The organism is Nocardia vulneris (assembly GCF_001613425.1).
In the GTDB taxonomy this organism is placed as follows: domain Bacteria; phylum Actinomycetota; class Actinomycetes; order Mycobacteriales; family Mycobacteriaceae; genus Nocardia; species Nocardia vulneris.
In genome coordinates, this window is sequence record NZ_BDCI01000043.1 from 38,728 (window position 1) to 64,721 (window position 25,994).

Genomic DNA, 25,994 nt, shown 5'->3' on the forward strand with positions numbered 1-25,994 from the left:
GTTTCACCGGATCATGACCACCAGGCTCGAGCACAACGTCGCCGACACCCGTTTCGAGATCTACCTCGACGACACCCTCGCCGGCTACGCCGACTACGCCGAGCGGGAAGAAACGAAGGTTCGCGACTTCCACCACACCATGACCTTTCCCGAGTTCCGTGGCCGCGGCGTCGCCGCCCAGGTGGTCGAATTCGCGCTGCAGGATTCGCGCACCAACGGCTACACCGTCGTCCCCACCTGCTGGTACGTCGAGAAGTACATCGCCGAACACCGCGAATACGCCGATCTCGTCGGCTGAGTCCGCACCCCGCCGATCGACACCGATCGGCGTTAGGGTCGGCGCATGGACAGCATCGACGCCGGCCGCTGTGCGCGAGCCCTCGAAACCATCCATTCGATGACCTATTTCGCGCCGGAAACGGAGCAGTATCTGGTCGAGGCCGGACTCCGGCCGGGAAGGATGTGTTACTTCGCCGGACGCGCGGCCCCGATGGGCGCGGTCGGGCCGGGTGTGGTCGCGGCCACCTTCTACAACTTCAATCCCGACCTCGTCGCGCGGCACATCCCGCGCGCATGGTCCCAGACCACGCCCGAGGCCGTGGTGACAGCGCGGTTGGCATCGGTCGACGCGGCCCTGCGCCGCCTGCTCGGCGCCGCCGCCGACTCGGCCGAGGTGCGCGAGGCCGCCGAACTGGCTCGCACCGCCGCGATCGCCTGCACACCGGAAGGGCGGCCGCTCCACGCCGCACACGCCGACCTACCGTGGCCGACCGAACCGTTGCTCGTCCTCTGGCACGCGATCACCCTGCTGCGCGAGCACCGCGGCGACGGCCACATCGCCGCACTGCTCGCCGCCGGGCTCAGCGGCATCGAAGCCCTGATCACCCACACCGCGACCGGACGCGGCTTCACCCCGCTCGCCGCCCAGCAGACCCGCGGCTGGAACGAGCAGCAGTGGACCGACGCGGCCGCCGCCTTGCGCACGCGCGGCCTCCTCACCGCCGACGACACCCTGACCGAGGCCGGCACCCAATTGCGCGCCGACGTAGAAGCCGCGACCAACGATATGGCGCTCGCCCCCTGGTCCGCCCTCGGCGACGCAGGCGCCACCCGCCTCGCCGAAATCGGAAAGACCCTGTCCCGCACCATCGTCGCGGCCGGCGCGTTCCCGCCGGGCGTCTTCACCGCCGCCACCGGCCGCAACGGATGACCCGGGCCGTGGGCGCGGCCGTCTCGGCGCAATGCCCGCCGCCAGCCGGGCGCGCCGTCGGCTGAGCGCCGGAGCGCGCGTCAGCTGATAGTTTCGGGTTGCTCGATTGCGGTTGCCGATGGATTCCGTCGAGGTGATCGGAGTAGGCATGTACCGGAGCTCGAAAGTGATCGGCCTGGTCGCACTGCTGGGCACGGCGGCACTCGGCTTCCCCGGCCTCGCCGCCGCTGCGCCGACCGACCCCGGTGTCGCGGAACGGTGCGCGCGGAAATCGGCCAGTTACGCCGATTTCAAGAACTGCGTGGAGCAGGGCAATCCCGGCGGTGAGCTCGACGGCCAGACGGCTGGTCCGGACAAGAATCGGCCGAGCGGTCCGAGCGAACGCGGCGGCAGTGATCACTCGGGCGACGAATCGCCGGACGTGCCTGATCAATCCGGGAACGCGGGCGGTCAAGCCGGGAACGCGAGTAATCAAGCCGGGAACGCGGGCGGTCAATCCGGATACGCGGGCAATCAAGCGGGCAGTCAATCCGGATACGCGGGCAATCAAGCCGGGAACGCGGGCAATCAGACACGGATCGAAGGCAGATAGCCGTCCGCGCTACTCGCCCTGCGAGCACCTCGCGAGGCTGTGCGCCAAGAGTTCGAAGGCGGTTTCGGCGCGGGCGACCGCGATCGGGTAGATGTCCTCGACGCGTCGGCCCGCGCGGACGGCCTGGGCGTTGTAGGACGTGAGAATGCGCTGGGCGCTGAACACCTGCGCCGCGATCAGGTGCGCGGTGAACTCGTCGCCCGGCTCACCGGACGCGAGCAGCGCCGCGGCGAGGTCGCGTTCCTGATCGATCATGTAGCCGGACAAGTGCGCCATCAGTGCGGGCGTCGAATACAGCAGATTGTGGAACGTGACCGCGGCGCGGGTGTCGTTGAGGCCGGTGAGCGGGTCGCGGTCCGCGAGGCGGTCGAGGAAGTCCTGACGCAGGGCCGCCAAGGGCGATGTGCCGTCCGCGCGTCCCCGGACGACGTGCGCGGATCCGCGGCCGCCGGCCATGAATCGGTGCAGTACCAGGTCTTCCTTGGTCGGAAAGTAGGCGAACAGGGTGGGCTTGGAGACCTCGGCGGCCGCGGCGATCTCGGCGACCGAGGCACCGTCGAACCCCGACTCCTCGAACAGCGCGAAGGCGGCGTCCAGGATCGCCTGACGCGTCCGGAGCTTCTTGCGTTCGCGCAGCCCTGATGCCTCCATGCGGCCAGCGTAGAGAAAATTACCTTGGTCTACAAATTGACTTGGTTGTATTGTTTACCGGGTTAAATTTCCGAACCGAGGTGGGGAGCCGATGCATCACGATCCTGTCGAGCCCGAAATCCGTGCCGAACGCGACTACCTGACCTCGTGCCGCGCCGCGCTGACCCGCATGCACGACGCCGCGGTCACGGCGTTGGCCGACGGCCTGGGGCAAGGCGACGTGTTCGACAAATTCCAGAACTTCGCCGCGCGCGAGTTCCACAAGAAGCAGATCGAGGAGCTGTCCGGCTTCGATGACGTCCCACTGTTCTTCGGGCGCTTGGACTTTCCGCCGGGTGATCTCTACGACGAGGTCCGCGAAGTGGGCGCGCCCTCGTCCGCGCCGGACAGCGACCGCGTCTATATCGGACGCCGCGGTATCGCCGACGAGCGCGGTGAGCTGATGGTCATCGACTGGCGGGCGCCGCTGTCGCGGGCCTTCTACGAAGCCGATCCGCAGGATGCGATGCGCGTGCGGGTGCGCCGCCGATTCGGCTTCGATCACACCGGCACCCTCACCGCCTTCGAGGACGAAGCGCTCGACGGCCAGGCCGCCGACCGCGACGGCCGGCTGCTCGCCGCGGAAATCGAACGGCCACGCAAGGGCCCGATGCGCGACATCGTCGCCACCATCCAACCCGAACAGATGCGGCTCGTCCGGGCTCCGCTGGAACGCACGCTCTGCATTCAGGGCGCGCCCGGCACCGGCAAGACCGCCGTCGGCCTGCACCGGCTGGCGTACCTGCTGTTCACCGAGCGGGAACGGTTGCAGCGGGAGGGCGGCGTGGCCGTCATCGGGCCCAACCGCGCCTTCCTCGACTACGTCCGCAATGTGCTGCCCGCCCTGGGCGAGGTGGCCGTGCTGCAAACCACCGTCGAGGAACTCACCGGATCGAACGACACTGCGCACGTGGATGATCCGCAGGCCGAGCGGATCAAGGGGGACGCCAGGATGGCCGAGGTCATTCGACGCCTGCTGTGGTCGCGCGTCCGAACCCTCGAGGAGACCGTGCCGGTCAAACACCTGCAACGGATCTGGCACCTGTATTCCGACGAGATCGCCGACGAACTCGACGAGGTACGCGCCCGCGGGACCGACTACCGCACGGGGATGGAGTTACTCGGCCGGCGCCTGGCCCTGCTCGTGCTGCGCCGGATGGAACAGGCGGGGCACAGCACCACCGACGCGACGCTACGGCAGCTGTGCCGGAACAAGGCGATCGTGCGCGCGGTGCAGCGGATGTGGCCGGAAACCGATTCCGCCCGAGTCGTTTTCGATCTACTCACCGACTCGGACCAGTTGGCCCGGATGGCGGACGGCCTGCTCTCGCCCACCGAACAGAGTGCGATCCGGTCCACCGTGCCACCCCGCACCGTGCGCCAAATGCGATGGTCCAGAGCGGATTTCGTGCTGATCGACGAAGCTGCCAGCATGATCGAACGGCCCGCGAAACTCGGCCACATCGTGGTCGACGAGGCCCAGGATCTCAGCGCCATGCAGCTGCGGGCGATCGCCCGCCGCGCAACCGGATCCTGCACGGTACTCGGCGATCTCGCGCAGGCCACCAGCCCCTCGGCCGTCACCGACTGGGCCGAGGTCCTCGGCCATCTCGACCGAACCGACGGTGTGATCGAGGAATTGACGCGCGGCTATCGCGTGCCGGCTCAGGTCATCGACTACGCGGCCCGCCTGCTGCCGTATATCGCCCCGGACCTGCGCGGGCCGTCCTCGTTCCGGCAGTCCGCGGAGGCTCTGCGCGTTGTGCGCACGGCTGCGGCAGAAATGCACGGAGCTGCCGTAACAGCCTGTGCCAGAGCACTTTCCGAGGCAGGGTCGATCGGGCTCATCGCCGCCGACCGCGATATCCCGGAACTCCACCGCTCGTTGACCGATGCGGGACTCCCGCACACCCGGCTCGGCACCGACGAGGCGAGCATCGACGCCCGCCTGAACCTCGTGCCCGTCACCTTGGCGAAAGGCCTCGAATTCGACACCGTGGTGGTCGTCGAGCCCGCCACCATCGTCGACGCGGAACCCCGTGGCCTGCACCGCCTCTACGTCGCCCTCACCCGAGCCGTGAGCACCCTCACCGTCCTGCACGCCGCTCCCCTGCCGACCCCACTGGTCCGCGAACCCGCCATGAGCGCCTGACGAAAAACGGTGGCACCGAAACCCGGTGCCACCGTTGACTTCTCGTCCGCGAGGATCAGCGCAGCAGGGCGCGGCTCATGACGACGCGCTGGATCTGGTTGGTGCCCTCGTAGATCTGGGTGATCTTGGCGTCGCGCATCATGCGCTCGACCGGGAAATCCGTGGTGTAGCCGGCGCCACCGAAGAGCTGGACGGCGTTGGTGGTGACCTCCATGGCCACGTCGGAGGCGAAGCACTTGGCGGCGGCGGAGATGAAACCGAGGTTCTTCTCGCCGCGCTCGGCGCGGGCGGCGGAGGTGTAGACCATGAGGCGGGCCGCCTCGATCTTCATCGCCATGTCCGCGAGCATGAACTCGGTGTTCTGGAAGCTGGCGATGGTCTTGCCGAACTGCTTGCGGTCCTTGGTGTAGGCGATCGCGGCGTCCAGCGCACCCTGGGCGATACCGACAGCCTGCGCGCCGATGGTCGGGCGGGTGTGGTCCAGGGTCTGCAGCGCGGTCTTGAAACCGGTGCCCGGCTCGCCGACGATCCGGTCACCCGGCACCCGGCAGTTCTCGAAATACAGTTCGGCCGTAGGCGATCCCTTGATGCCGAGCTTGTGCTCGAGCGGGCCGACGACGAAACCCTCGTCGTCCTTGTGCACCAGGAAGGCCGAAATACCGTTGGCGCCCTTGTCCGCATCGGTCACCGCCATGACGGTGTACCAGGAAGACTTGCCGCCGTTGGTGATCCAACACTTGGAGCCGTTGAGGATCCAGTCCTCGCCCTCCTGCTTGGCGCGGGTGCGCATGCTCGCGGCATCCGAACCGGCCTCGCGCTCGGACAGCGCGTAGGAGGCCATCTCGCCGTTGACGATATCGGGCAGCACCTGCTGCTTGAGCTCTTCGGAACCGTTGAGGATCAGGCCCATGGTGCCGAGCTTGTTGACCGCGGGAATGAGCGAGGAGGAACCGCAGACCCGCGCGACCTCTTCGATCACGATGCAGGTGGCGACGGAGTCCGCGCCCTGGCCGCCGTACGCCTCGGGCACGTGCACCGCGTTGAAACCCGCCGCGTTCAGCGCGGACAGCGCCTCCTCGGGGAAGCGGGAGTTACCGTCGACGTCCTTGGCGTGCGGAGCGATCTCCTTCTCCGCCAGCCCGCGGATGGCCGCACGCAGTTCGTCGTGGAAGTCCTCGAGCTGGAACAGGTTGAAATCGGGGTTTCCCGCCATGGGGCTCACTCCTGGTCGTCGGTACATGCCGGCACTGCTCGGGCATTGCCACACTTCGGCACTCGGTGCCATATCTTGGCCCAGTGTACGCCTATATGGCGTCGCAACGTGCGGATACCTTCTGGCACTCAGTGTCAGATTGGTCGCACTGAGCCCGGTTAGAGACTACCGAGTTTGCGCGCCACCAGATCGGCGACCTGCCGGGGCGGGGTGTCGCGCGGGAACACCGCGACCACCAGTTCGTCGGCCGCCGCCCGCCTGCCGTCGCCGCGCGGAATCGCCGCCAGTTCCACGCGCAGGTCCGCGGCACCGGCGTCGGATTCGCCGCGCACCATCCGGCGCAGCAGATAGTTGTGCGTCGCGGTGACCGCGGCCGTGTACTGCACCCGGGCCAGGTCGGGCACCTCCGGCAGGCGTTCCCGCAGATAGTCGGTGAACAGCCGCTCGTACCGGAAGACCGTCACGATCTCCCGCTCACGCAGCGCGGGTACCCGGCGCACCACCTGATATCGCCGCGCCGCGATCTCGCGCCACTGGGTGAACCGCACGAAAACCTGGACCACGGCCTCGCATACGATCTCCCACGGATCGCCCGGCGTGGCCGCCAGGAACTCGGCCGCCCGCGCCAGCTGCGATTCGTGATCGGCGAAGATCACGTCCTCTTTCGAGCGGAACTGCCGGAAGAACGTGCGCCGCGAGATCCCCGCCGCCTCGGCGATCTCGTCGACCGTCGTCGCCTCATACCCCTGCTCGGCGAACAACCGCAACGCCTGATCGACCACCGCCAGCCGAAACTCCGCGTTGTCCTCCCCCCGCACCCGCCCCTCACCAGTAGTCACCAACCAACCGTAGCGAGCCGCGCGCCGATGCCACCCCAGTGAGGCCTCTTTCGAATATTTCGTTTGTTTCGTATAATGCGAATAAGGAGGTGGTTGGCGTGGCGCGTTTGCAGGCCGCGAAGCGGACAGAACCCGGAAAGATCGATGCCGATGTGGCCGCCCGTGCCATGCGGCGGATCAAGGACTACCTGATGCAACATCCCACGGAACAGAACATCCAGGTGGCGAGAGAGCTCCCCGGCGAAGACGCTTTGGTCCTGCCCCGAGAAGCTGTCAGCCTGCTGGCATTCATCCTGGCGCAAGCTGCTGAAGGCCGCGGCGTGTCGGTAGTGCCCTCGCATGCTGAACTCACTACTCAGCAAGCAGCCGACATGTTGAACGTTTCCCGCCCGTATGTGATCGCGCTGCTGGAGGCCGACGAGATTCCGTTCCGCCTTGTCGGTCGCCACCGGCGGATCAGATACGAAGACCTCAAGGCATACCAGCAGCGAAACCAAGCGAAAAGCAAAGCTGCAGCAGACGAGCTCGCCCACCTCGGCCAAGATCTCGGCATCTGACCATGGCCTTCGTCGTGGTGTACGACGCCAACGTCCTTTACGGAAATGCACTACGCGACTTGTTGATTCGAATTGCCATGTCCGGCTCCGTGCAAGCGAAATGGACGGACAAGATTCTCGACGAAGCGCTGGCTAGTCTGGCGGACAAACGGCCCGACATCCCCACCGCGAAACTGGACAGACTTCGCGGACTGATGAACAAGGCGGTTCCAGACAGTCTCGTCTACGGCTACGAGCCTCTTATCGAGGGGTTGAAACTGCCCGACCCCGATGACCGCCACGTACTCGCGGCGGCCATTGCCGTCGGTGCCCAGGTCATTGTGACCTCCAACCTCGCCGACTTTCCTTCAGATGCATTGGCACCGTGGAATATCGAGGCACAGAGTCCTGACGACTTTCTGCTCGACCAGATCGACCTCGACGACCGCGTGGTCTGGGCGTGCCTTCAGCAGATCGCGGACTCGCACATCAATCCGCCGGAAACCGTCGAGGATGTGCTCGACGCGCTGGACAGTGCGGGCCTCGTGGAAGCCGTTGCGGCCCTACGCTCAGGCGGCCTGGACAGCTGATCAGCCGAGGAGTTTGGTGCGTAGGGCCTCGTCTTTGTCGAGGACCATTTGTTCCAGGGCGGCTTGGAACTGTTCCATGCGGGTGCGCAGGGCGGGGTCGTGGGCGGCGAGGATGCGGACGGCGAGCAGGCCCGCGTTGCGGGCGCCGCCGATGGAGACGGTGGCGACCGGGACGCCCGCGGGCATCTGGACGATGGAGAGCAGCGAATCCATGCCGTCGAGGTACTTCAGCGGGACGGGGACGCCGATGACGGGCAGGGCGGTCGCGGAGGCGACCATGCCGGGCAGATGGGCGGCGCCGCCCGCACCGGCGATGATGACCTGGAGCCCGCGGCCCGCGGCCTCGCGCGCGTAATCGAGCATCCGCTGCGGAGTGCGGTGCGCCGAGACGACCCCGACCTCGAAACGAATCCCGAACTCCGCCAGCGCTTCCGCGGCGGCCTCCATGGTCGGCCAGTCGGAGTCGCTGCCCATGATCAGGCCTACCTGCGGAGTGGTCATGCGTGCGCCTCGCTCACTGGTGGGGATCCCATCCGTCCGTCCATACCGCGCGCGACATCCACTGCGCCGCGCGTTCGGCCTTCTCCCGCACCTCGGCGACATCGTCACCGAGGATGTTGATGTGCCCGATCTTGCGATCCGGGCGTTCGCCCTTGCCGTACAGGTGCACCTTCGCGTCGGGCATCCGCGCGAACAGGTGGTGCAGGCGCTCGTCCATGGTCATCGCGGGCGCCTCGGCCGCGCCGAGGATATTGGCCATCACGGTGACCGGGGCGAGCGGGCTGGTGTCGCCGAGCGGATAGTCCAGCACCGCGCGCAGATGCTGTTCGAACTGACCGGTGCGCGCGCCGTCCATCCCCCAGTGCCCGGAGTTGTGCGGCCGCATCGCCAGCTCGTTGATCAGCAGTGCGCCGTCGTGGGTTTCGAAGAGCTCCACCGCCATCGCCCCGACCACACCGAGTTCTTTGGCGAGGTGCAGCGCCAGCGTCTCCGCCTGCGCCGCCAGGTCGTCGTCGAGGTCCGGCGCGGGCGCGATCACCACCGCGCACTGGCCGTTGCGCTGCACGGTCTCGACCACCGGCCAGGTCGCGGCCTGCCCGAACGGCGAACGCGCAACCATCGCCGACAGCTCCCGCTTCAGCTCGACCTTGGCCTCGGCCAGCAACTGCACGCCGTGCGCGAGCTGCTCGGTGACGATCGTGCCGGCCTCGGCCGCGGACGCGGGCATCCAGACACCGCGGCCGTCGTAACCGCCACGCACCGCCTTGAGCACCACGGCCCACCCGTGCTCGTCGCCGAACCGCACCGCGTCCTCGACCGAGCCGACCGGCGTGAACGCGGGCACCGGCAGGCCGAGCTCGGACAGCTTCAGCCGCATGGCGAGCTTGTCCTGCGCGAAGACCAGCGCCTGCGGCGGCGGCTGCACGTTCACGCCCTCGGCGACCAGCGCCTCCAGGTGTTCGGTGGGCACGTGCTCGTGGTCGAAGGTCAGCGCGTGCGAACCGACCGCGGCCTTGCGCAACGCGGCCAGGTCGGCGTGACTGCCGAGCACGACCTCGGGGCTGACCTGGGCGGCCGGGTCGTCGGGGCGTTCGGCGAGCACCCGTAGCCGCTGGCCGAGCGCGATGGCGGCCTGGTGCGTCATGCGCGCCAGCTGACCGCCGCCGATCATGGTGACGGTGGGCATGCCCGAGGATTCGAAGGAACGTACTGCGTCCACGTCGGACAATATTGTCATGTCCGGCGCGAATGACCCCGACCGGTACACTCGGCCCCGTGTCATTCGTCGACGACGTGGTCCGCGTCCTCCCCAGGCCTCTCGCGAGGATCGCGTTCCGGCATCGGGAACTGATCAAGTTCGCGATCGTCGGCGCGACCACGTTCGTGATCGACAGCGGCATCTTCTACGTCCTGAAGTGGACCGTGCTGTCGGAGAAACCGGTCACCGCGAAGATCATCTCCGGTGTCATCGCCGTGATCGCGTCCTACATCCTCAATCGGGAATGGTCGTTCCGGAACCGGGGCGGGCGCGAACGACACCATGAGGCGCTGCTGTTCTTCGGCGTCAGCGGCGTCGGCGTGGTGCTGGCCTTCATCCCGCTGTGGATCTCCAGCTACGTCTTCGACCTGCGCCAGCCCGATGTGAGCTTCACCGTCGAGAACATCGCCGACTTCATCAGCGCCTTCATCATCGGCAACCTGCTGCAGATGGCGTTCCGCTTCTGGGCGATGCGCCGCTGGGTGTTCCCCGACGAGATGAACGAGATCGCCGCCGAATTCGACGAGATCGTCGAAGAGCAGTTCGGCCGTAACTGAGGCCGTGCGGGCCTGACTCACCGCGGTTCCGGCACCACCGAGTTCTGTGTCCGGTACGCGGCCGAATTCAGGAAGACCGCGAACAGCGCGGGCCTGCGCCGCTGTAATTCCAGCCGCCCGCCGTCGGCCTCGACCAGGGCCCGCGCCAGCGCCAGCCCCACACCGGTCGAGCCGCCCGCGGAGAAGCCGCGGTCGAAGATGTGCGGCGCGAGTTCGTCCCGGATGCCGTCGCCCTCGTCGGCCACCTCCACACAGACCAGCGGATCGCGATCGATACCGGGCCGCACCGTGCGCACCGACACCGTGCAGGTGCCGCCCCCGTGCATGAGCGCGTTGTCGACGAGCACCGCGACCGCCTCGCGCAGCCGGGAACCGGTGATCGGGGCGCGTAGCGATTCGTCGCCGATGAGCGTCAGCGTGCGACCGGCCTCGGAGAACGGATGCGTCCATTCGGCGACCACGCCGCGCAGCTCCTCCATCACCGGCACCGGGTCGAGGTCGGCGGCGTCCTCGTCCCGGGACGCGCGGACCAGATCATCGATCGCGTCGGTGAGCCGATCGACCTGGGCCATGGCCTCCTCGGCCTCGTGCACCACTTCGGGATCGGCGTGCGCGGACAACTCGTCGAGCCGCAGCCGGACCGCGGTGAGCCGGCTGCGCAGCTGATGGGAGACGTCGGCGACCAGCGCGTGCTCGCGCTGCAGGCGCCCGGCGATCTCCACGGTCGCCGAGTCGAGCACGTCGGAGACCCGGTCCAATTCGGAGATGCCGTGCCGGCGCGGGTCCGGGCGGAAGTCACCCATGGCCAGTCTGGCGGCCCTGGCGGCCACGTCACGCAGCGGATCGGCCACCCGCCGTGCGGTGACCACCGCGACCGATACCGCGGCGCCCAGCGAGGCGAGCACGGCCAGCGCCACCACCGCGACGGCCTGCTGCTGCCTGGCGTGCATCGGCGCGGACGGCACTTCCAGCCGCAGCGACCCGCGCTGGCCCATGGACAGCGATTCGACCAGCGGGTCCTGCACCTCGTCCACGCCGATGTCCACCCGCGACGCGTTGTCCTGCGGGGCCGGATAGACGATGGTGAGTTTGGCGTCCGCGGGTAGCACCGGTTCCATCGCGCGCGTGTCCAGTTCGCCGAGCACCATGCCGTCGCCGTGCTCCTGCACGATGATGGCCGCGGCGATCCGTTCCAATTTGCTCTGCAGGTCGTCGCGGGTGATGTCCTCGACCCAGAGCCAGGCCGTGTAGACGAGCGGCACGCCGAGCACCACCGTGGTGAGCATCAGCACGGTGAGCATGGACCGCAGGATTCTGCGCCGCACGTCAGTCGGTGTTCAGCCGGAAGCCGACACCGCGGACGGTGACGATGCGCCGCTCGGCCATCGGCCCTTCGTCGCCGATCTTGCGACGCAGCCAGGACATGTGCATGTCCAGCGTCTTGGAGCCGCGCAACTCGGCGTCGCCCCAGACCTCACGCAGGATGGTCTCGCGCGGCACCACCTGACCGGCCCGGTCGATCAGCACCTTCAGCAACTCGTATTCCTTGTTGGCCAAACCGATCTCGGCGCCGTTCACCAGTACCCGGCGTGCGGCCGGTTCCAGCCGGATGCCGCCGACCTCCACCGTGTCGTCGCCGATCCCGCTGCGCCGCAACAGGGCTCGCACCCGCGCCAGCAGTTCGGCGAGCCGGAACGGCTTACCGACGTAGTCGTCGGCGCCCGCGTCGAGGCCGACCACGAAATCGACCTCGTCGGTGCGGGCGGTGAGCATCAGCACGGCGATGTCCGCGCCGCTGGCCCGGACCTGACGGCACACCTCCAGCCCGTCCATGCCGGGCAGGCCGAGGTCGAGGATCAGCAGATCGTGATGTCCCTCCAGGGCTCGTTCGAGCACGGCCGGACCGAAGCGCTCGACGGTCACCGAGTACCCCTCGCGCCCCAGGGCGCGCGACAACGGCGCGGCGATCGCCTCGTCGTCTTCAGCTAGCAGTACGGCCGTCATACGCCCAGGTTAACGCGAACGCTCATCGATAGTCGCCGCGCTCGCGCGAGTACGCGTCGCGACCGTGCTCACCCTGCTCGACCTCGAAGACCTGGTGGTACAGCAGCGCGTGCACCCGCTGTACCGCCGGGATGTCGTCGAACTCGAGCGGCTCCGAGGACGACGATTCGATGATGAGCGTGCCGGTGCCGAGCATCCGGTCGAACAACCCGTGCCGGAACTGCACGCTGGAGATGCGGCTCATCGGGATGTCGATGCCGGTGTGCGTCAGCACGCCCTGCCGCACCAGCACGCGCCGGTCGGTGATGATGAAATGCGTCGCCTTCCAGCCGAGAATTGGTGCGACACAACGCCATACGACGATGATCAGCCAGATCGCGAGCACCGCGATCAGCAGCGCGGTACGCGCGGTTCCCTCGGGCGCTTTGCGCGAGGCCAGGCCCCCCGCGAACCCGGCGAGTGCGGTGGCGACGATCAGCGTCACGATCGGCCAGAAGAGCATCTTCCAGTGCGGATGACGATGCAGAATCAGCTGCTCTTCCGGCGCAAGCACATCCTCCGGATAACCCATGGTCGAACAGTACCGCGTGCAGATGCCGAAATGCCTGACACCGCACCGCGTCGTGCTGCACAATCGCGGGCCCGCCCGCGTCGGCGCCGCGTTCGCGTGCCCGGCCGAAGCGCCGGCCGAGCCACCGACACCGATGTCCCGCACTCGAATTCGAGTGCGGGGACCGTTCAGTAGTCGGCGCGCAGATGCGTGACATCGCCCGCGGAGACCGGCCGATCGCCGATCAGCAGGCGGCCCGCGTCGTCGATATCGGTGGCGACGCCGGTCAGCGTCTGCCCGCCGGGCAGTTCGGCGCGCACCTGCTTGCCCAGCGTCGCGCACCGTTCGCGGTAGGCGGCGGCCAGGTCGGCGATCTTCCAGCCCGCGTCCCGCCACGCGGTGAAGCGTCGCGCGAACTCGGTCAGCATCGCCTGCACGAGCTGGGTCCGATCGGTGTCGCCCGCACCGGCCAGTAACAGCGAAATCGCATGCGGTACCGGCAGTTCGGCCTCGGTGAGACTCACGTTGAGCCCCATCCCGATGACCACGGCCGGCACCTCGCCGCTCACCGCGACCTCGGCCAGGATGCCCGCCACTTTGCGGCCATCGATCAGCACATCGTTGGGCCATTTGAGGTTCGCGTGCACACCGGCGGTCGCGCGCAGTGCGTCCACCACGGCGATGCCGGTGAGCAACGGCAGCCAGCCGAGGACCGCGGGCTCGATCCCGGGCAGCCGCACCAGCAGCGACATCGAGATCTGTGCCCGCGCCGGGCTGATCCAGGTGCGTGCGTGTCTGCCGCGCCCTTGCTCCTGCTGCTCTGCGAGGAGTACCGCGCGATCGGCGTCTGGTTCGCCGGCGCGCGCGATCAGGTCCGCGTTGGTGGACCCGGTCGACTCCACCACTTCGATGTGGCGGAAGAACGACAGCTCGGGCGACTCGATGAGACTGCGCCGCAACTGCTCTGCATCCAAAGGGGGCCTGTCCACACGGGCAGGCTACTCGGTGCGCGAGGTAGTGCCCGACACCCGCCGGGCGGTGATACGCCTAGCCGACGAGGTCGTAATTGCAGCTCGGCGCCCGTGCCGCCCCCTCCGCGGGTGCGTCCTCCCCGTGCCCGGCCTCGGTCCGGAAGTCCGGATCGAGAATCGTCGGCTCCGGCTCGGTCACCGGCCACCTGGTGAATGCCCCCGCGGCGGCGTGTTCGGCTATGGTCGTGCTCCATCCCCACATCCTGTGCTCCTCCCCTGAGCTGCCTGGGCGGTGTAACTGTCTGCCTGGGCGTGTGTTCTCCTATCCCGGCTCCCCGTCGGAGCGCGAAAACTTGACCACCCCAGGGTATCCGGGCCCTGGTTGCGGCGATACTCATTTTCTGCCGAATGGAAACGCCACCGACGACCTGGAACTTTCCCGGCGCAACGTTGATCTAGCTGCGTGTTTTTACCGGTCGGTAGCCCCTACTCGGTTAGAGAGAAGGACTGCCACTCGTTACACTCCGGAGCCATGACGAGTGTCCAGCAGCAGTCCGCGCAAGACCCGGCGGGCGCCCCCGACATCCACACCACCGCCGGGAAGCTGGCTGATCTGCGGAATCGGCTGGAAGAGGCCAAGCACCCGATGGGTGAGGCCGCGGTCGACAAGGTGCACGCCAAGGGCAAGATGACCGCCCGCGAGCGCATCCTCGCGCTGCTCGACGAGGGTTCCTTCGTCGAACTCGACGCGCTGGCCCGCCACCGCAGCGTCAATTTCGGACTGGAGCAGAACCGCCCGCTCGGCGACGGCGTCGTCACCGGTTACGGCACCATCGACGGCCGCGACGTCTGCATCTTCAGCCAAGACGTCACCGTGTTCGGTGGCAGTCTCGGCGAGGTCTACGGCGAGAAGATCGTCAAGGTGATGGACCTGGCGCTCAAGACCGGCCGCCCGTTGATCGGCATCAACGAGGGCGCCGGCGCGCGCATCCAGGAGGGCGTCGTCTCGCTCGGCCTCTACGGCGAGATCTTCCACCGCAACGTGCAGGCCTCCGGCGTGATCCCGCAGATCTCGCTGATCATGGGCCCCGCCGCGGGTGGCCACGTGTACTCCCCCGCGCTGACCGACTTCGTGGTGATGGTCGACGGCACCAGCCAGATGTTCGTCACCGGACCCGACGTCATCAAGACGGTCACCGGCGAGGACGTCAGCATGGAGGACCTGGGTGGCGCGCACACCCACATGACGAAATCCGGTGTCGCGCACTACGTCGCCTCCGGTGAGCAGGACGCCCTCGACTACGTCAAGGATCTGCTGTCCTACCTGCCGAGCAACAACCGCGCCGAGGCGCCGCGCTTCCCGGCCTCGGATCCGATCGACGGCGCGATCGAGGACTCGCTCACCGACGAGGACCTCGAGCTGGACTCGATCATCCCGGACTCGCCGAACCAGCCGTACGACATGCACGAGGTGATCCGTCGACTGCTCGACGACGACGAGTTCCTCGAGGTGCAGGCCGAGCGCGCGATGAACATCATCGTCGGCTTCGGCCGGATCGACGGCCGCAGCGTCGGCATCGTCGCCAACCAGCCGACCCAGTTCGCCGGCTGCCTGGATATCGACGCTTCGGAGAAGGCCGCGCGCTTCGTGCGCACCTGCGACGCGTTCAACATCCCGATCCTCACGCTGGTCGACGTGCCGGGCTTCCTGCCGGGCACCGGGCAGGAGTACAACGGCATCATCCGGCGCGGCGCGAAGTTGTTGTACGCGTACGGCGAAGCCACTGTGGGAAAAATCACGGTCATCACCCGCAAGGCCTACGGCGGCGCCTACGACGTCATGGGTTCCAAGCACATGGGCGCCGACGTGAACCTGGCCTGGCCCACCGCGCAGATCGCGGTGATGGGCGCGTCCGGGGCGGTCGGTTTCGTCTACCGCAAGAAGCTGCAAGACGCCGCCAACAGCGGCGATGACGTCGACGCGCTGCGGCTCGAGCTGCAGAACGAGTACGAGGACACCTTGGTGAACCCCTACGTCGCCGCCGAACGCGGTTACGTGGACGCGGTCATCCCGCCCTCGCACACCCGCGGTCAGATCGTGTCGGCACTGCGGCTGCTCGAGCGCAAGATGGTCAGCCTGCCGCCGAAAAAACACGGCAACATCCCGTTGTGATCAAGCGATACCCTCGGTACGCCGCGCACACTGGTGAGAGCGACGCAATGAGTGGATCCGAGGATGATCGCGTCATCGACCACTAGTTTCGAACAAGGAACACGCCTGATCAGGCAAAGAGAGGATCTGGCACTGTGACGACCGTGGCAGAAGAAGATGTGTTGACCGCCGCCGAACTCGACCTCTCCGTCGGTGCGCTGCCCGACCAGGCCGAGTCGGCCGATGGCGCGGCGGCAACCGCCGAAACCGCCGCGACCGGGGAGCCGTTCTTCCGCGTGCTGAAGGGCAACCCGAGCGACGAGGAGATCGCCGCGCTGGTCTGCGTGCTGTCCGCGGCCGCCGAGGACGCCGCCGCGGGCTCGAGCGGCCCGGTCGACATGTGGGGCCGTCCCACCTTCATGCACCGGGGCACCTCGCCGTTCTCGCCCTACGCCTTCCCGCAGCTCTCGCACCTGCGCGGGTGACCACCTTCGTTCTCGCCTCCGCGTCCCCGGCCCGCCGGGAAGTGCTCCGGTCCGCGGGCATCGAGCCGGTCGTGCGGGTCTCGGAGGTGGACGAGGACGCCGTCGCGGCCGCACTGCCCGCCGGCACCGCACCGCAGGTCGTGGTCGTCGAACTGGCCAGGGCGAAAGCCTTGGCGGTGGCCGCGACCATTCCCGAACTGAGCGCCGATTGCGTTGTCGTCGGCTGTGATTCGATGCTGCTGGTGGACGGCGAGCTACAGGGCAAGCCGCACACCGCGGCGGTCGCCCGCGCCCGCTGGGGCGAAATGGCCGGGCGCAGTGCCGATCTGGTGACCGGACACTGCGTGCTGCGGCTGCGGAACGGCGAGTGCACCGCCGAGGCCCTCGACTGCAGTTCCACCACAGTGCATTTCGGCAAGCCCGAACCCGACGAACTCGACGCCTACATCGCCACCGGCGAACCGCTGCAGGTCGCGGGCGCGTTCACCCTGGACGGCCTGGGCGGCTGGTTCATCGACCGGATCGAGGGCGACCCGTCCAGCGTGATCGGGATCGGCCTACCACTGCTGCGCCGACTGCTTGGCGACGTTGGGGTCGCCGTTACGCAGCTGTGGGGCGATCCGGCCCGCTGACGGCGGCGCGATCACCGGCTCCACCGACGCGGCCGCGTCGCCGACCGCGGCCACCGCCGCGACCTCACGAGTGTCCGGCTCGCGGCGCGCGTCCTGTTCCCGCCGCGCCAGCAGTTCCAACCGGACCACACAGAGTTCCGGTTCGACGAACGGATGCAGGCGCACATTCACCTCGCCGCGCGCGCCGTTGCGATCCAGGACCTCTTTGATCAGCCCGAGGTGCACGCCGCACACCACCTCCGAGTGCGTGCGCGCGAGTTCGCGCAGCGGGCACGCGGTGAGGCGGACCAGCACCTGCTCGGCGGTGTCGTTGTTCGGGTCGCGTTCGGGGGCGAAGCCCAGCTCCGAAAGCAGCGTCATGGTGACGTCTTTCGCGTCCTCCAGCGATTCCACCCGATGATCGCCGACGTCCAGCTTCGCGCCCCAGGCCCGGCCGGCCGCGATGGCCGCCTCGGAGCGCCTGCGCGGATCGGGGCCGAGCTGATCGGCGAGCACCTGGGCCAGATCCTGGTAGCCGACCGATCGCTGTACCGCGCTGTAACCGATTCGCGGACGCCCGCGACCGCGCGGCGGTTGCTGGAATTGGCGCACCAGGGATTCCCGGGTGAGCACGTCGAGATGAAACCGAACCGTGGTGACGTGTTGTCCGGTGATTCTGGCCAGTTCCTGGGCGTCGAGAGGCTCGCTGGCGCCACGTAGGATCGCGAGCAGTCGCCGCCGCGGCCAAGAATCGGACATAGCTCACCCCTCCTCCCGGGAGACTTTATCGGATGTAGGTGCGATTTATTCGCTCATTCAGCCGATTTGTGATCTGAAACGAAAGCAACTATCGCCTCACACTTACCATCGCTGTGAGACCTGAACCGCCGTAACCGCCGTCTACCTCGCGTGAAGGACCCACAACGTGCCCGCTGCTCCGGACCCTCATCCCTCATTCGGTGCTTACCCAGATCCTCACCGACTAGTAACCACAGAGTGGCTGTCGGCAAACATCGGCACGTCCGGACTCAAGATCGTCGAGTCCAACGAGGACATATTGCTGTACGACATCGGGCATGTACCCGGTGCCATCAAGATCGACTGGCGCGGCGATCTCAACGACCCGGTCACCCGCGACTACATCGACGGCGCCCGATTCACCGAGTTGATGCGCGCCAAGGGAATCGAGCGAGACGATACCGTGGTGATCTACGGCGACCGGGGCAACGCGCAGGCGGCGCACACATTGTGGGTCTTCACTTTGTTCGGGCACGAGGATGTGCGATTGCTGGACGGCGGCCGCGACGCCTGGATTTCCGAGGAACGCGACACCACCTTCGACACCCCCTATCTTTCCGTGAGCGACTATCCGGACGTGGTCCGCGACGACAGCAGCGCGCGGGCCTTCCGCGAGGACGTGCTCGCCCACCTCGGCCGACCGCTGCTCGACGTGCGCTCGCCCGAGGAATACTCCGGCGAGCTCGCCCACCCGTCGCCCGACCACCACCCCCCATCGAATCGCTACGCGACGCTGACCATCGAGCCGATCAATCCAGAAGACGCGGCACTGCGCGGCGGGCACATCCCGACCGCGACCAACATTCCATGGACCGAGGCATTCGGCAATGACGGCCGCTTCCGCTCCCGCGCCGAACTGGACGCCGTGTACGGCGGGCTGGCCGGCGCGGACGACGTGATCGTCTACAGCCGGGTCGGCGAACGGTCCAGCCACACCTGGTTCGTGCTGCGGTATCTGCTCGGCATCGACACGGTGCGCAACTACGACGGTTCGTGGACCGAGTGGGGCAACTCGGTGCGCATGCCGATCGCCAAGGGGGCTGAACCCGGTGCGGCGCCGGCGGCCGCGGGCCGGCGCGCTCGCGCCAGGTAGCGCAGGCTCGGCGTTCTCGCCGGACAGGCGGTGTGTGATACCCGACCTACTGTCCAGTAGGACTGGCCGAGTTCGGCGTCTGTTGGCAGACTGCCTACACTCGCCCGAGACGTAGTTCTGTCGACCTCGGGGCGACCAAAAGAGATTGCACACAGGAGGCTCAGTGCCCAGCCACGCCAGCGCACGGATCACGAAGGTACTCGTAGCTAACCGAGGCGAGATCGCCGTGCGCGTGATCCGGGCAGCCAAGGACGCAGGCATCGGCAGCGTCGCGGTCTACGCGGAACCCGACGCGGACGCTCCCTTCGTGAAGCTCGCTGACGAAGCCTTCGCCCTCGGCGGCCAGACCTCGGCCGAGTCGTACCTCGTGTTCGACAAGATCCTCGACGCGGCCGCCCGGTCCGGCGCCGACGCGATCCACCCCGGCTACGGATTCCTTTCCGAGAACGCCGACTTCGCCCAGGCCGTCCTCGACGCCGGGCTGATCTGGATCGGCCCGTCCCCGCAGTCCATCCGCGACCTCGGCGACAAGGTCACCGCCCGGCACATCGCCGAGCGGGCCAAGGCCCCGATGGCCGCGGGCACCAAGGACCCGGTGAAGAACGCCGACGAGGTCGTCGAATTCGCCAAGCAGTACGGCGTGCCGGTCGCGATCAAGGCCGCCTTCGGTGGCGGCGGACGCGGCATGAAGGTCGCGCACACCATCGAGGAGATCCCCGAGCTGTTCGAGTCGGCCACCCGCGAGGCGATCGCCGCGTTCGGCCGCGGCGAATGCTTCGTCGAGCAGTACCTGGACAAGGCTCGCCACGTCGAGGCCCAGGTGATCGCCGACCAGCACGGCAACGTGGTGGTCGCGGGCACCCGCGACTGCTCGCTGCAGCGCCGGTTCCAGAAGCTGGTCGAAGAGGCCCCCGCGCCGTTCCTGTCCGACGACGTGCGCGCGAAGATCCACGCCTCGGCCAAGGCCATCTGCAAGGAAGCCGGTTACTACGGCGCGGGCACGGTCGAGTACCTGGTGCAGGGCGAGACGGTGTCCTTCCTCGAGGTGAACACCCGCCTGCAGGTCGAGCACCCGGTCACCGAGGAGACCGCCGGTATCGACCTGGTGCGCCAGCAGTTCCGCATCGCCAACGGCGAAGAACTCTCGATCAAGGAAGACCCCACCCCGCGCGGACACTCCTTCGAGTTCCGGATCAACGGTGAGGACGCGGGCCGCGGCTTCCTGCCCGCCCCCGGCCCGGTCTCGGTGTACCGCGAGCCCACCGGCCCCGGCGTGCGCGTGGACTCCGGCGTGGTCGAGGGCAGCGTGATCGGCGGCCAGTTCGACTCCATGCTCGCCAAGCTGATCGTCACCGGCGAGAACCGCACCCAGGCCCTCGAACGGGCCCGGCGCGCGCTGGCCGAGTACCAGGTCGAGGGACTGGCCACGGTCATCCCGTTCCACCGCGCGATCGTCGAGGATCCGGCCTTCATCGGTGACGGCGAGAAGTTCGACGTCTACACCAAGTGGATCGAAACCGAGTGGACCAACACCGTGGAGCCGTACACCGGTGCAGCCCCGGTCGACGAGGACGAGGCCCTGCCCCGGCAGAAGGTGGTCGTCGAGGTCGGCGGGCGACGCGTCGAGGTGTCGCTGCCCGGTCAGTTCAGCCTCGGTGGCGGTGCGGCCGCCGCGGGCAACGGTGCCGGCGTCGTGCGCAAGAAGCCCAAGCCGCGCAAGCGGGGCGGTGCGGGCGCCGGCGCGGCCTCCGGTGACGCGGTCACCGCGCCGATGCAGGGCACCGTGGTGAAGGTCGCCGTCGAAGAGGGCCAGACCGTCGAGGCGGGCGACCTGATCGTGGTGCTCGAGGCCATGAAGATGGAGAACCCGGTCAACGCGCACAAGGCGGGCGTGGTCACCGGCCTGGCGGTCGAGGCGGGTGCCGCGATCACCCAGGGCACCGTGCTCGCCGAGATCAAGTAAGACGTTCCGAACACTGAGCGAGTTCGAGTAGTCCTCGCGTAAACGTACGGCGAACACCGCTTCGAGCGGGCGCTGGGTGCTGCCGCCCGCGCCCGCTCTGTCGTATCGTGGTCCGGTGACCAGTACGAGTGTCTCCGTCGTCGCGGAGCTGATCCGCGCGCGGCGCACCGCAGGCAGCCGTACCGACGGCAATCGGCTGGTGCTCGTCATCGAGGGTGGCGGCAGTCGCGGCGTGTATTCGAGCGGCATGGTGTCGGCGCTCGAGGAACTCGGCCTCGCCTCGGTCTTCGACGCGGTGTACGGCACGTCGGCGGGCGCGATCAATGCCGCGTGGCTGCTCTGCGGGCGCGCGGTGGCGGGGATGCGTTCCTGGACCGACCCGGACATCATGCGCCGTGCCATCGATCCGGCCCGGATGCTGCGCGGCCGACCGGCTTTCGACCTGCGCTACCTGGTGCATCAGGTCTACGACGGCATCGAGCCGATGGATTTCCCGGCAATCCTGGCCAATCCCACCACTTTTCATCCCATCGCCACCGATATCCGGACCGGGCGGGCGGTGGACCTGCACCCGCACATCGTCGACAAGCGCACGCTGATGGGCGCGATCCGCGCCTCCGCGGGGCTGCCCATCCTGGCCGGGCCGCCGGTACGGCTCGGCGGCGCACAGTATTTCGACGGCGGCCTCACCGAAACGGTCCCGATCCGCACCGCCGTCCGCGCCGGCGCCACACACGCTCTGGTGCTGCGCACCCGCCGGATCGATGAACAGCGCCCGCCCGCCTCGCTGCTGCACCGTGTCGTCGGCGGCGGCTACCTGCGCGCCGTCGCCCCCGGCGCCTACCGCGCCTGGATCCAGCGTCCGCAACAGCAGGCGATCGAGGACCGCGCCCTCACCGAACGCGGCGAGGCAGTCCTGCAGATCCACCCACCCCTCGGTTCCCCCGACGTCGACAGCGCCGCCCGCGACGTAGGCCTGCTCGCCAAGGCCCTCGAAATCGGCCGCAACGCCGTCCACGCCGTCTTCGCCGACACCGTCCGCGTCGCCTGACTCCGCGCGCCGGTTCTGATTTCTCGCACGCGTTCTGAGCTCTCGCACGCGCTGTGGCATGGCAGAGCGGGTGCGTGAGGTCAGAACGGGTGCGTGAGTGCTAGTTGAGGCGGACTGCGACGCCGTTGGAGAGGACGAAGTCGTGTAGTTCGAGGTGGGTGGGGGTGGATTCGGTGGGGACGTCGAAGACCAGCTGGGTGGTCGCGGACTGGCCGGGGGCCAGCTCGAACGAGTAGTTGTAGCTGTGCTGGGCGACCTGCCAAATGGTCGCGGTGGCGTTGTGGTCGAACGCAGTGCCTGCGGCGTCGAACAGGCGCTGGCCGAACGGCAGGAACCACTTCGCCTCGTCGGAGATGTTGCGGACCGCGAGCGTGACGACCACGAACGAACCCGCGGCCTGCTGCAGGCCGACCCGCCGCACGCCGCTGTCGACGCCGCTGACCACGAACTCGAACTTGCCGTCCCGCACCGGCGTTCCGGCCTCCGCGGGCCCCACCGGACCGGGCTGTTCCGGCGGTGGTCCGGGGTTCTCCTCGGCCACGGCGGTCGGTGGCGGCGGCGCGGCCGTGCTGCCGCCCGAGTCCGCACCCCGATTGCCGGCCGCCAGCAGCGCGACGCAGCCGGCCGCCAGCATGAACGGGGTCAGGAAGACGATGATCAACGCCCCGACGATCTTCGAGACGAAGCCGCGCTTGCGCCGGCGAGGCCGGGCCGCAGGCGGACGCCGCCGGGCGTCCTTCGGCGGTTTCGCCGGAGCCGGAAAGACTTTGCGCCCGTAACCGACGGGATACCGCGACGGGACGACCGGCGGCTGCGTAGCCTCCGGAACATATTGCGCAACAACAGGTCTCGGCTTGGACCGGACGAGTCCCAACTTCGCCGCGAGCGACCGAGGCGGCGTGGGCCGATGCGGCACGACGGTCCCCGGCACGCTGGTACCGAACCCCGCCTTGCCCGCCTGCGAACGCGATGCACCCGCCGCAGGCAACCGACTCCCGGGCTGCGAATATCCCTGCGCTGGAGCCGAGACGACCGGCTCGGCAAGCCGGGTCGCCACCAGCGTCGGCGTCGGCCCAGGCTCCGGCATCACCTTGGTCGGCGAAAGACGCTGCACCCCAGCAACACCCGCAGACGCGCCACTAACCGCCGATCCGGCATCTACGGAAGCGGCGGTCACTCCAGCCGGAGGCATCACCCGCGTCGGCGAATGGCGCTGCACCCGAGCAGCAGCGTCGCTTCCCGCCGGGCGGCCGCCGGATGAAGACCCGGCCGCGCCCGTAGGCGGCAACGCTCTTGTCTGCGAAAGCCGTTTCACCCCATCGGCACCCGCAGACGCGCCACTCAGCGCCGATCCCGCATCAGCGGAAGCGGCGGTCGCTCCGGCCGGGGGCATTACCCGCGTCGGCGAAAGGCGCTGCCCGCGAGCAGGTTTCGGGTACGGCGAGCCGACGGTTCCGGACGGACCGGGTGCATCGAGGCGGGGTGCGCCGTCGTTCGGCAGCACCTCGGTGGGGCTCGGGGGCCGCACGGATTTAGTGGGTGGTTGGGGTAGCAGGGGGCGGCGGATGCCGATGGCCGTGCTGGCGGCAGCCGCGAAATCCCCTGCGGTCGGGTAGCGATCGGCCGGATTCTTGGCCATGCCGCGGGTGATGACGGCATCGAGGGCGGCCGGGACCGCGCTGTTGCGGGCGCCCGCGCGCGGCGGATCGGTCATCAGGTGGGCGTGCATCTGCTGGGCGGGGTCGGTGTCCCCGTAGGGCCGGGCGCCGGTCAGACATTCGTAGAGAACGCAGGCCAGCGAGTACACGTCGGAACGAGCATCCGCCTTGCCGGTGAACCGTTCCGGCGCCATATAGGCCAGGGTGCCGATCGCCAACCCGGTGGTGGTGACCGCGGTCTGCCCGATGCCGTGCGCGATACCGAAGTCGATCAGATAGGTGAGCCCGCCCGCGTGCACGACGATGTTCGACGGTTTGACATCCCGGTGCACCAGCCCGGCCCGGTGCGCCGCATCCAACGCGGCGGCGACCTGACCGACGATGCCGACCGAAGTGGCGGGCCCCAGTGCTCCGGCCGCGATCATGGTCGCCAGATCGGCGCCCTCGACGAACTCCATGTCGATGAAGAGCCTGCCGTCGATCTCGCCGAAGCGGTGGATACGCGGGATGCGCGGGTCACGCAGCTTCGACACCACTTCCGCTTCGCGCTCGAAACGCTTGCGATAGCTCGCGTCCGCCGCGAGTTCGGTGGGCAACAGTTTCAGCGCGACCCAGCGCGCACCGGCATCGTCGTATGCCAGCCAGACCTGCCCCATACCGCCCCGGCCGAGCAATCGATCCAGCCGGTAGCCCCCGAATCGCACCTCCCCCATCGCGAACCTCCAGTCACCGTCGACTTGTCCAGGCTCGGCCCGCCGGCCCCGATTACCTGCGGCGACACCGGAAAACACCTGATCCGGCCGCAGATACGAAAGGACCCAACCTCCTTCGCAGCGTAACCGCGCCCCGGCACCCCGGCCAGTGTGTCGTGAACGACATCCGCCGCGGTGACCGAGCCCGCATGACGCCGGACACGGGAAGCCGCCGATGCCGCGGCCCTCGGCAAGAACGCGATCCTCGCCGGTCGTCGGCCGCTACTTGTCCTTGCCGGGCTTTCCACGGCCGTGCCCGTTGTCGTGGCCGGGACCGTTGTCGTGGCCGGGACCGGGACCGGGACCGGGACCGGGACCGGGACCACCGTGCTCGTTCCTACCGTCCTCGGCACCGGCTGGCCCACCACGCCCCGGCTTCGCGGTATCCGCTCTCGGTGGTTGCGCCTTCGGCGGTTCCGCGCGAGGCGGTTCGGCGCTGGACTCCGACGGCATCCAACTAGCGGCGCTCCCGACGGTGGGCACACAGCGCAGCAGCATCCCATCCGCCGCGACACCCCGCGCGGCGACAGCGGGATCACAGGGCTGCCACGCCGCCGGAACGATCGGCGCGGCCGGAATCGATACCACCGGAACAGGCGTGGGCACCGTTTCGACCGGCGAGGAAACCACATTGGAGGGCGTCAGCGGAGCCGAAGCCCTTGCGGCCGAACCTTTTTCGCGATCGAGCGACTGGCCCAACCAGAGCACCAGCCCGACGGTGACCAGCAGGCCGACCAGCACGACAGCCGCAATGCGCGAATTCGTCTCCCGCCGTGCCGGACTCGGCGACGGTGCGGGCGCGGCCTGGGTATCGGCCCTCCGCTCCGGCCGGGTACTCGGCAGCGTCGCCGCCGATTCGGACGCCGGAAACGGTTGGCCCGGTGCGCTTGTCGTCGGCAACACCACGGCCGCGGTCTCCACCGTCGGCACGTCGAGCCCGGTGACCGCGGCATAGGCGGCGGCCGCCAGCTCACCCGCGCTCGCGCATCGCTGCTCCGGCACCTTCGCCATCCCGCGCGCGATCACCGCATCGAGCGCGGCGGGCACCGCGGGATTCCACTGCGCGGCGAGCGGTGGTTCGGTCATCAGATGGGCGAGCAACGACTGTGCCGCGTCGGCGTTGCCGAACGGCCTTCGCGCGGTGAGACATTCGTAGAGCACGCAGGCCAGCGAGTACTGATCGGACCGTGCGTCCCCCGCGCCGGAGAAACGCTCCGGCGCCATATAGGCCAGCGTGCCGACCACATTGCTGCTCGTCGTCAGCGCGGGCTGGTCGATCCGATACGCCGTACCGAAGTCGATGAGATGAACGTGGTCGTCCGGTCCGAGCATGATGTTGGACGGCTTGACATCCCGGTGCACCAGCCCCGCCCGGTGCGCGTCGTCCAGCGCCTGCGCGACCTGCATCACGATCCGCACCGCCCGCGCGGGCGGCAGCGGCCCTTCCCGCTGCAGCAGCGCCGCCAGGTCGACGCCCGCGATGAACTCCATGGCGAGATAGAGCCGCCCGTCGTGTTCACCGAACGCGTGAATCGACGCCAGGTGCGATCCGCGCACCTGCGCCGCCAGCCGCGCCTCCCTGGTGAACCGCTGCCGATAGGCCGGTTCGCCGGCGTAGGTGGCCGAGAGCACCTTCAGCGCGACGGACCGTCCGGTGGTGTCGTCGTAGGCGAGCCACACCTGTCCGGTACCACCGCTGCCGAGCAATCGATCGAGGCGATAGTGGCCGAACCACGTCGCACCCATATATGGAACCTCCCGCTAGCCT

The 25,994-nt window shown here is 68.5% G+C and carries 25 protein-coding genes and 1 pseudogene; 13 read left to right on the forward strand and 13 right to left on the reverse strand.

Translation table 11 applies throughout. The annotated features are described in order from the left end of the window. The first annotated feature begins 13 nt into the window (after positions 1–13). From NVU01S_RS36985 to NVU01S_RS36995, 3 genes are all read left to right on the forward strand, one after another. Positions 14–298: a GNAT family N-acetyltransferase gene (locus NVU01S_RS36985; protein WP_042256555.1), complete on the forward strand. Its 285-nt coding sequence runs from the start codon at positions 14–16 to the stop codon at positions 296–298. Between the two features lie 45 nt (positions 299–343). Further along, a complete protein-coding gene (locus tag NVU01S_RS36990) occupies positions 344–1,210 on the forward strand; it encodes an SCO6745 family protein (protein WP_043672037.1) in 867 nt (288 codons plus the stop codon). A 118-nt stretch (positions 1,211–1,328) separates the two neighbouring features. After that, positions 1,329–1,802 carry a hypothetical protein gene (locus tag NVU01S_RS36995; protein ID WP_043672040.1) on the forward strand — a complete coding sequence of 158 codons (474 nt, stop codon included), beginning with the start codon at positions 1,329–1,331 and terminating at the stop codon, positions 1,800–1,802. Between the two features lie 9 nt (positions 1,803–1,811). Here NVU01S_RS36995 and NVU01S_RS37000 read toward each other — a convergent pair whose 3' ends face one another. Further along, positions 1,812–2,453: a TetR/AcrR family transcriptional regulator gene (locus NVU01S_RS37000; protein ID WP_043672043.1), complete on the reverse strand. Its 642-nt coding sequence runs from the start codon at positions 2,451–2,453 to the stop codon at positions 1,812–1,814. Between the two features lie 91 nt (positions 2,454–2,544). Between NVU01S_RS37000 and NVU01S_RS37005 the strand changes: the two genes are divergently transcribed. Next, a complete protein-coding gene (locus tag NVU01S_RS37005) occupies positions 2,545–4,644 on the forward strand; it encodes a HelD family protein (RefSeq protein ID WP_043672046.1) in 2,100 nt (699 codons plus the stop codon). A gap of 55 nt (positions 4,645–4,699) precedes the next feature. Here the strand turns inward: NVU01S_RS37005 and NVU01S_RS37010 are convergent, their stop codons facing one another. Further along, positions 4,700–5,857 carry an acyl-CoA dehydrogenase gene (locus NVU01S_RS37010; protein WP_029897851.1) on the reverse strand — a complete coding sequence of 386 codons (1,158 nt, stop codon included), beginning with the start codon at positions 5,855–5,857 and terminating at the stop codon, positions 4,700–4,702. Positions 5,858–6,015: 158 nt separating this feature from the next. Then, positions 6,016–6,696 (reverse strand): TetR family transcriptional regulator, encoded by a 681-nt coding sequence (locus tag NVU01S_RS37015; RefSeq protein WP_043672049.1) that lies wholly within the window; start codon positions 6,694–6,696, stop codon positions 6,016–6,018. A gap of 98 nt (positions 6,697–6,794) precedes the next feature. Here NVU01S_RS37015 and NVU01S_RS37020 point away from each other — a divergent pair, with 98 nt between their 5' ends. Both NVU01S_RS37020 and NVU01S_RS37025 read left to right on the forward strand, forming a co-directional pair. Beyond that, positions 6,795–7,253, forward strand: a complete 459-nt coding sequence (locus NVU01S_RS37020; RefSeq protein WP_043672220.1) for a helix-turn-helix domain-containing protein — start codon at positions 6,795–6,797, stop codon at positions 7,251–7,253. 2 nt (positions 7,254–7,255) lie between these two features. Next, entirely contained in the window at positions 7,256–7,822 is a 567-nt protein-coding gene (locus NVU01S_RS37025) for a PIN domain-containing protein (RefSeq protein ID WP_043672052.1), read from the forward strand. Here the strand turns inward: NVU01S_RS37025 and purE are convergent, their stop codons facing one another. Together purE and NVU01S_RS37035 are read right to left on the reverse strand one after the other, a co-directional pair. Beyond that, positions 7,823–8,323 carry a 5-(carboxyamino)imidazole ribonucleotide mutase gene (purE, locus tag NVU01S_RS37030; protein ID WP_041562433.1) on the reverse strand — a complete coding sequence of 167 codons (501 nt, stop codon included), beginning with the start codon at positions 8,321–8,323 and terminating at the stop codon, positions 7,823–7,825. Between the two features lie 13 nt (positions 8,324–8,336). Next, entirely contained in the window at positions 8,337–9,560 is a 1,224-nt protein-coding gene (locus NVU01S_RS37035; RefSeq protein WP_043672055.1) for a 5-(carboxyamino)imidazole ribonucleotide synthase, read from the reverse strand. 38 nt (positions 9,561–9,598) lie between these two features. Here NVU01S_RS37035 and NVU01S_RS37040 point away from each other — a divergent pair. Then, positions 9,599–10,078 (forward strand): annotated as a pseudogene (locus NVU01S_RS37040) (GtrA family protein); the annotation flags it as partial. 77 nt (positions 10,079–10,155) lie between these two features. Here NVU01S_RS37040 and NVU01S_RS37045 read toward each other — a convergent pair. The 5 genes from NVU01S_RS37045 to NVU01S_RS43800 all read right to left on the reverse strand — a co-directional run bounded on the left by NVU01S_RS37045 (position 10,156) and on the right by NVU01S_RS43800 (position 13,925). Beyond that, positions 10,156–11,463: a sensor histidine kinase gene (locus NVU01S_RS37045; protein ID WP_029897841.1), complete on the reverse strand. Its 1,308-nt coding sequence runs from the start codon at positions 11,461–11,463 to the stop codon at positions 10,156–10,158. Position 11,464: 1 nt separating this feature from the next. Continuing rightward, complete coding sequence (locus NVU01S_RS37050; RefSeq protein WP_014981983.1) at positions 11,465–12,142, reverse strand: response regulator transcription factor; 678 nt, start codon at positions 12,140–12,142, stop codon at positions 11,465–11,467. A 22-nt stretch (positions 12,143–12,164) separates the two neighbouring features. Further along, complete coding sequence (locus NVU01S_RS37055) at positions 12,165–12,713, reverse strand: PH domain-containing protein (RefSeq protein WP_043672222.1); 549 nt, start codon at positions 12,711–12,713, stop codon at positions 12,165–12,167. A 167-nt stretch (positions 12,714–12,880) separates the two neighbouring features. Continuing rightward, positions 12,881–13,681: a biotin--[acetyl-CoA-carboxylase] ligase gene (locus NVU01S_RS37060; RefSeq protein ID WP_043672058.1), complete on the reverse strand. Its 801-nt coding sequence runs from the start codon at positions 13,679–13,681 to the stop codon at positions 12,881–12,883. 58 nt (positions 13,682–13,739) lie between these two features. Continuing rightward, positions 13,740–13,925, reverse strand: a complete 186-nt coding sequence (locus NVU01S_RS43800) for a hypothetical protein (protein WP_156161612.1) — start codon at positions 13,923–13,925, stop codon at positions 13,740–13,742. A gap of 270 nt (positions 13,926–14,195) precedes the next feature. Between NVU01S_RS43800 and NVU01S_RS37065 the strand changes: the two genes are divergently transcribed. The 3 genes from NVU01S_RS37065 (at position 14,196) to NVU01S_RS37075 (ending at position 16,932) form a co-directional block, all read left to right on the forward strand. Then, a complete protein-coding gene (locus NVU01S_RS37065; RefSeq protein ID WP_029897833.1) occupies positions 14,196–15,836 on the forward strand; it encodes an acyl-CoA carboxylase subunit beta in 1,641 nt (546 codons plus the stop codon). A 134-nt stretch (positions 15,837–15,970) separates the two neighbouring features. Next, positions 15,971–16,300 (forward strand): acyl-CoA carboxylase subunit epsilon, encoded by a 330-nt coding sequence (locus NVU01S_RS37070; RefSeq protein WP_043672060.1) that lies wholly within the window; start codon positions 15,971–15,973, stop codon positions 16,298–16,300. Continuing rightward, complete coding sequence (locus NVU01S_RS37075; RefSeq protein WP_043672063.1) at positions 16,297–16,932, forward strand: nucleoside triphosphate pyrophosphatase; 636 nt, start codon at positions 16,297–16,299, stop codon at positions 16,930–16,932. The genes NVU01S_RS37070 and NVU01S_RS37075 overlap by 4 nt, the downstream gene beginning before the upstream one ends. Here the strand turns inward: NVU01S_RS37075 and NVU01S_RS37080 are convergent. Further along, the gene (locus NVU01S_RS37080) at positions 16,858–17,670 is read right to left on the reverse strand and encodes a helix-turn-helix transcriptional regulator (protein WP_043672066.1); all 813 of its coding nucleotides are present in this window, start codon (positions 17,668–17,670) and stop codon (positions 16,858–16,860) included. The two genes, NVU01S_RS37075 and NVU01S_RS37080, sit on opposite strands and share 75 nt — an antisense overlap. Before the next feature lie 166 nt (positions 17,671–17,836). Between NVU01S_RS37080 and NVU01S_RS37085 the strand changes: the two genes are divergently transcribed. The 3 genes from NVU01S_RS37085 (at position 17,837) to NVU01S_RS37095 (ending at position 21,816) form a co-directional block, all read left to right on the forward strand. Continuing rightward, positions 17,837–18,802, forward strand: coding sequence for a sulfurtransferase (locus NVU01S_RS37085; protein WP_043672069.1), 966 nt, complete (start codon positions 17,837–17,839; stop codon positions 18,800–18,802). A 163-nt stretch (positions 18,803–18,965) separates the two neighbouring features. Beyond that, a complete protein-coding gene (locus NVU01S_RS37090; RefSeq protein WP_043672071.1) occupies positions 18,966–20,765 on the forward strand; it encodes an acetyl/propionyl/methylcrotonyl-CoA carboxylase subunit alpha in 1,800 nt (599 codons plus the stop codon). Between the two features lie 115 nt (positions 20,766–20,880). Continuing rightward, entirely contained in the window at positions 20,881–21,816 is a 936-nt protein-coding gene (locus NVU01S_RS37095) for a patatin-like phospholipase family protein (RefSeq protein WP_043672225.1), read from the forward strand. Positions 21,817–21,916: 100 nt separating this feature from the next. On the opposite strand, the gene NVU01S_RS37100 is transcribed toward NVU01S_RS37095, so the two are convergent. Then, positions 21,917–24,187, reverse strand: coding sequence for a serine/threonine-protein kinase (locus NVU01S_RS37100; RefSeq protein ID WP_052280698.1), 2,271 nt, complete (start codon positions 24,185–24,187; stop codon positions 21,917–21,919). A 261-nt stretch (positions 24,188–24,448) separates the two neighbouring features. Then, positions 24,449–25,972 carry a serine/threonine-protein kinase gene (locus tag NVU01S_RS37105; RefSeq protein WP_052280699.1) on the reverse strand — a complete coding sequence of 508 codons (1,524 nt, stop codon included), beginning with the start codon at positions 25,970–25,972 and terminating at the stop codon, positions 24,449–24,451. Positions 25,973–25,994 lie beyond the last annotated feature (22 nt).

Bases quoted from the DNA above. Each gene is read 5' to 3' on its own strand.
- NVU01S_RS36985 (WP_042256555.1), top strand. From the start codon at position 14: ATGACCACCAGGCTCGAGCACAACGTCGCCGACACCCGTTTCGAGATC.
- NVU01S_RS36990 (WP_043672037.1), top strand. From the start codon at position 344: ATGGACAGCATCGACGCCGGCCGCTGTGCGCGAGCCCTCGAAACCATC.
- NVU01S_RS36995 (WP_043672040.1), top strand. From the start codon at position 1,329: ATGGATTCCGTCGAGGTGATCGGAGTAGGCATGTACCGGAGCTCGAAA.
- NVU01S_RS37000 (WP_043672043.1), bottom strand. From the start codon at position 2,453: ATGGAGGCATCAGGGCTGCGCGAACGCAAGAAGCTCCGGACGCGTCAG.
- NVU01S_RS37005 (WP_043672046.1), top strand. From the start codon at position 2,545: ATGCATCACGATCCTGTCGAGCCCGAAATCCGTGCCGAACGCGACTAC.
- NVU01S_RS37010 (WP_029897851.1), bottom strand. From the start codon at position 5,857: ATGGCGGGAAACCCCGATTTCAACCTGTTCCAGCTCGAGGACTTCCAC.
- NVU01S_RS37025 (WP_043672052.1), top strand. From the start codon at position 7,256: ATGGCCTTCGTCGTGGTGTACGACGCCAACGTCCTTTACGGAAATGCA.
- purE (WP_041562433.1), bottom strand. From the start codon at position 8,323: ATGACCACTCCGCAGGTAGGCCTGATCATGGGCAGCGACTCCGACTGG.
- NVU01S_RS37035 (WP_043672055.1), bottom strand. From the start codon at position 9,560: ATGACAATATTGTCCGACGTGGACGCAGTACGTTCCTTCGAATCCTCG.
- NVU01S_RS37050 (WP_014981983.1), bottom strand. From the start codon at position 12,142: ATGACGGCCGTACTGCTAGCTGAAGACGACGAGGCGATCGCCGCGCCG.
- NVU01S_RS37055 (WP_043672222.1), bottom strand. From the start codon at position 12,713: ATGGGTTATCCGGAGGATGTGCTTGCGCCGGAAGAGCAGCTGATTCTG.
- NVU01S_RS43800 (WP_156161612.1), bottom strand. From the start codon at position 13,925: ATGTGGGGATGGAGCACGACCATAGCCGAACACGCCGCCGCGGGGGCA.
- NVU01S_RS37065 (WP_029897833.1), top strand. From the start codon at position 14,196: ATGACGAGTGTCCAGCAGCAGTCCGCGCAAGACCCGGCGGGCGCCCCC.
- NVU01S_RS37080 (WP_043672066.1), bottom strand. From the start codon at position 17,670: ATGTCCGATTCTTGGCCGCGGCGGCGACTGCTCGCGATCCTACGTGGC.
- NVU01S_RS37100 (WP_052280698.1), bottom strand. From the start codon at position 24,187: ATGGGGGAGGTGCGATTCGGGGGCTACCGGCTGGATCGATTGCTCGGC.
- NVU01S_RS37105 (WP_052280699.1), bottom strand. From the start codon at position 25,972: ATGGGTGCGACGTGGTTCGGCCACTATCGCCTCGATCGATTGCTCGGC.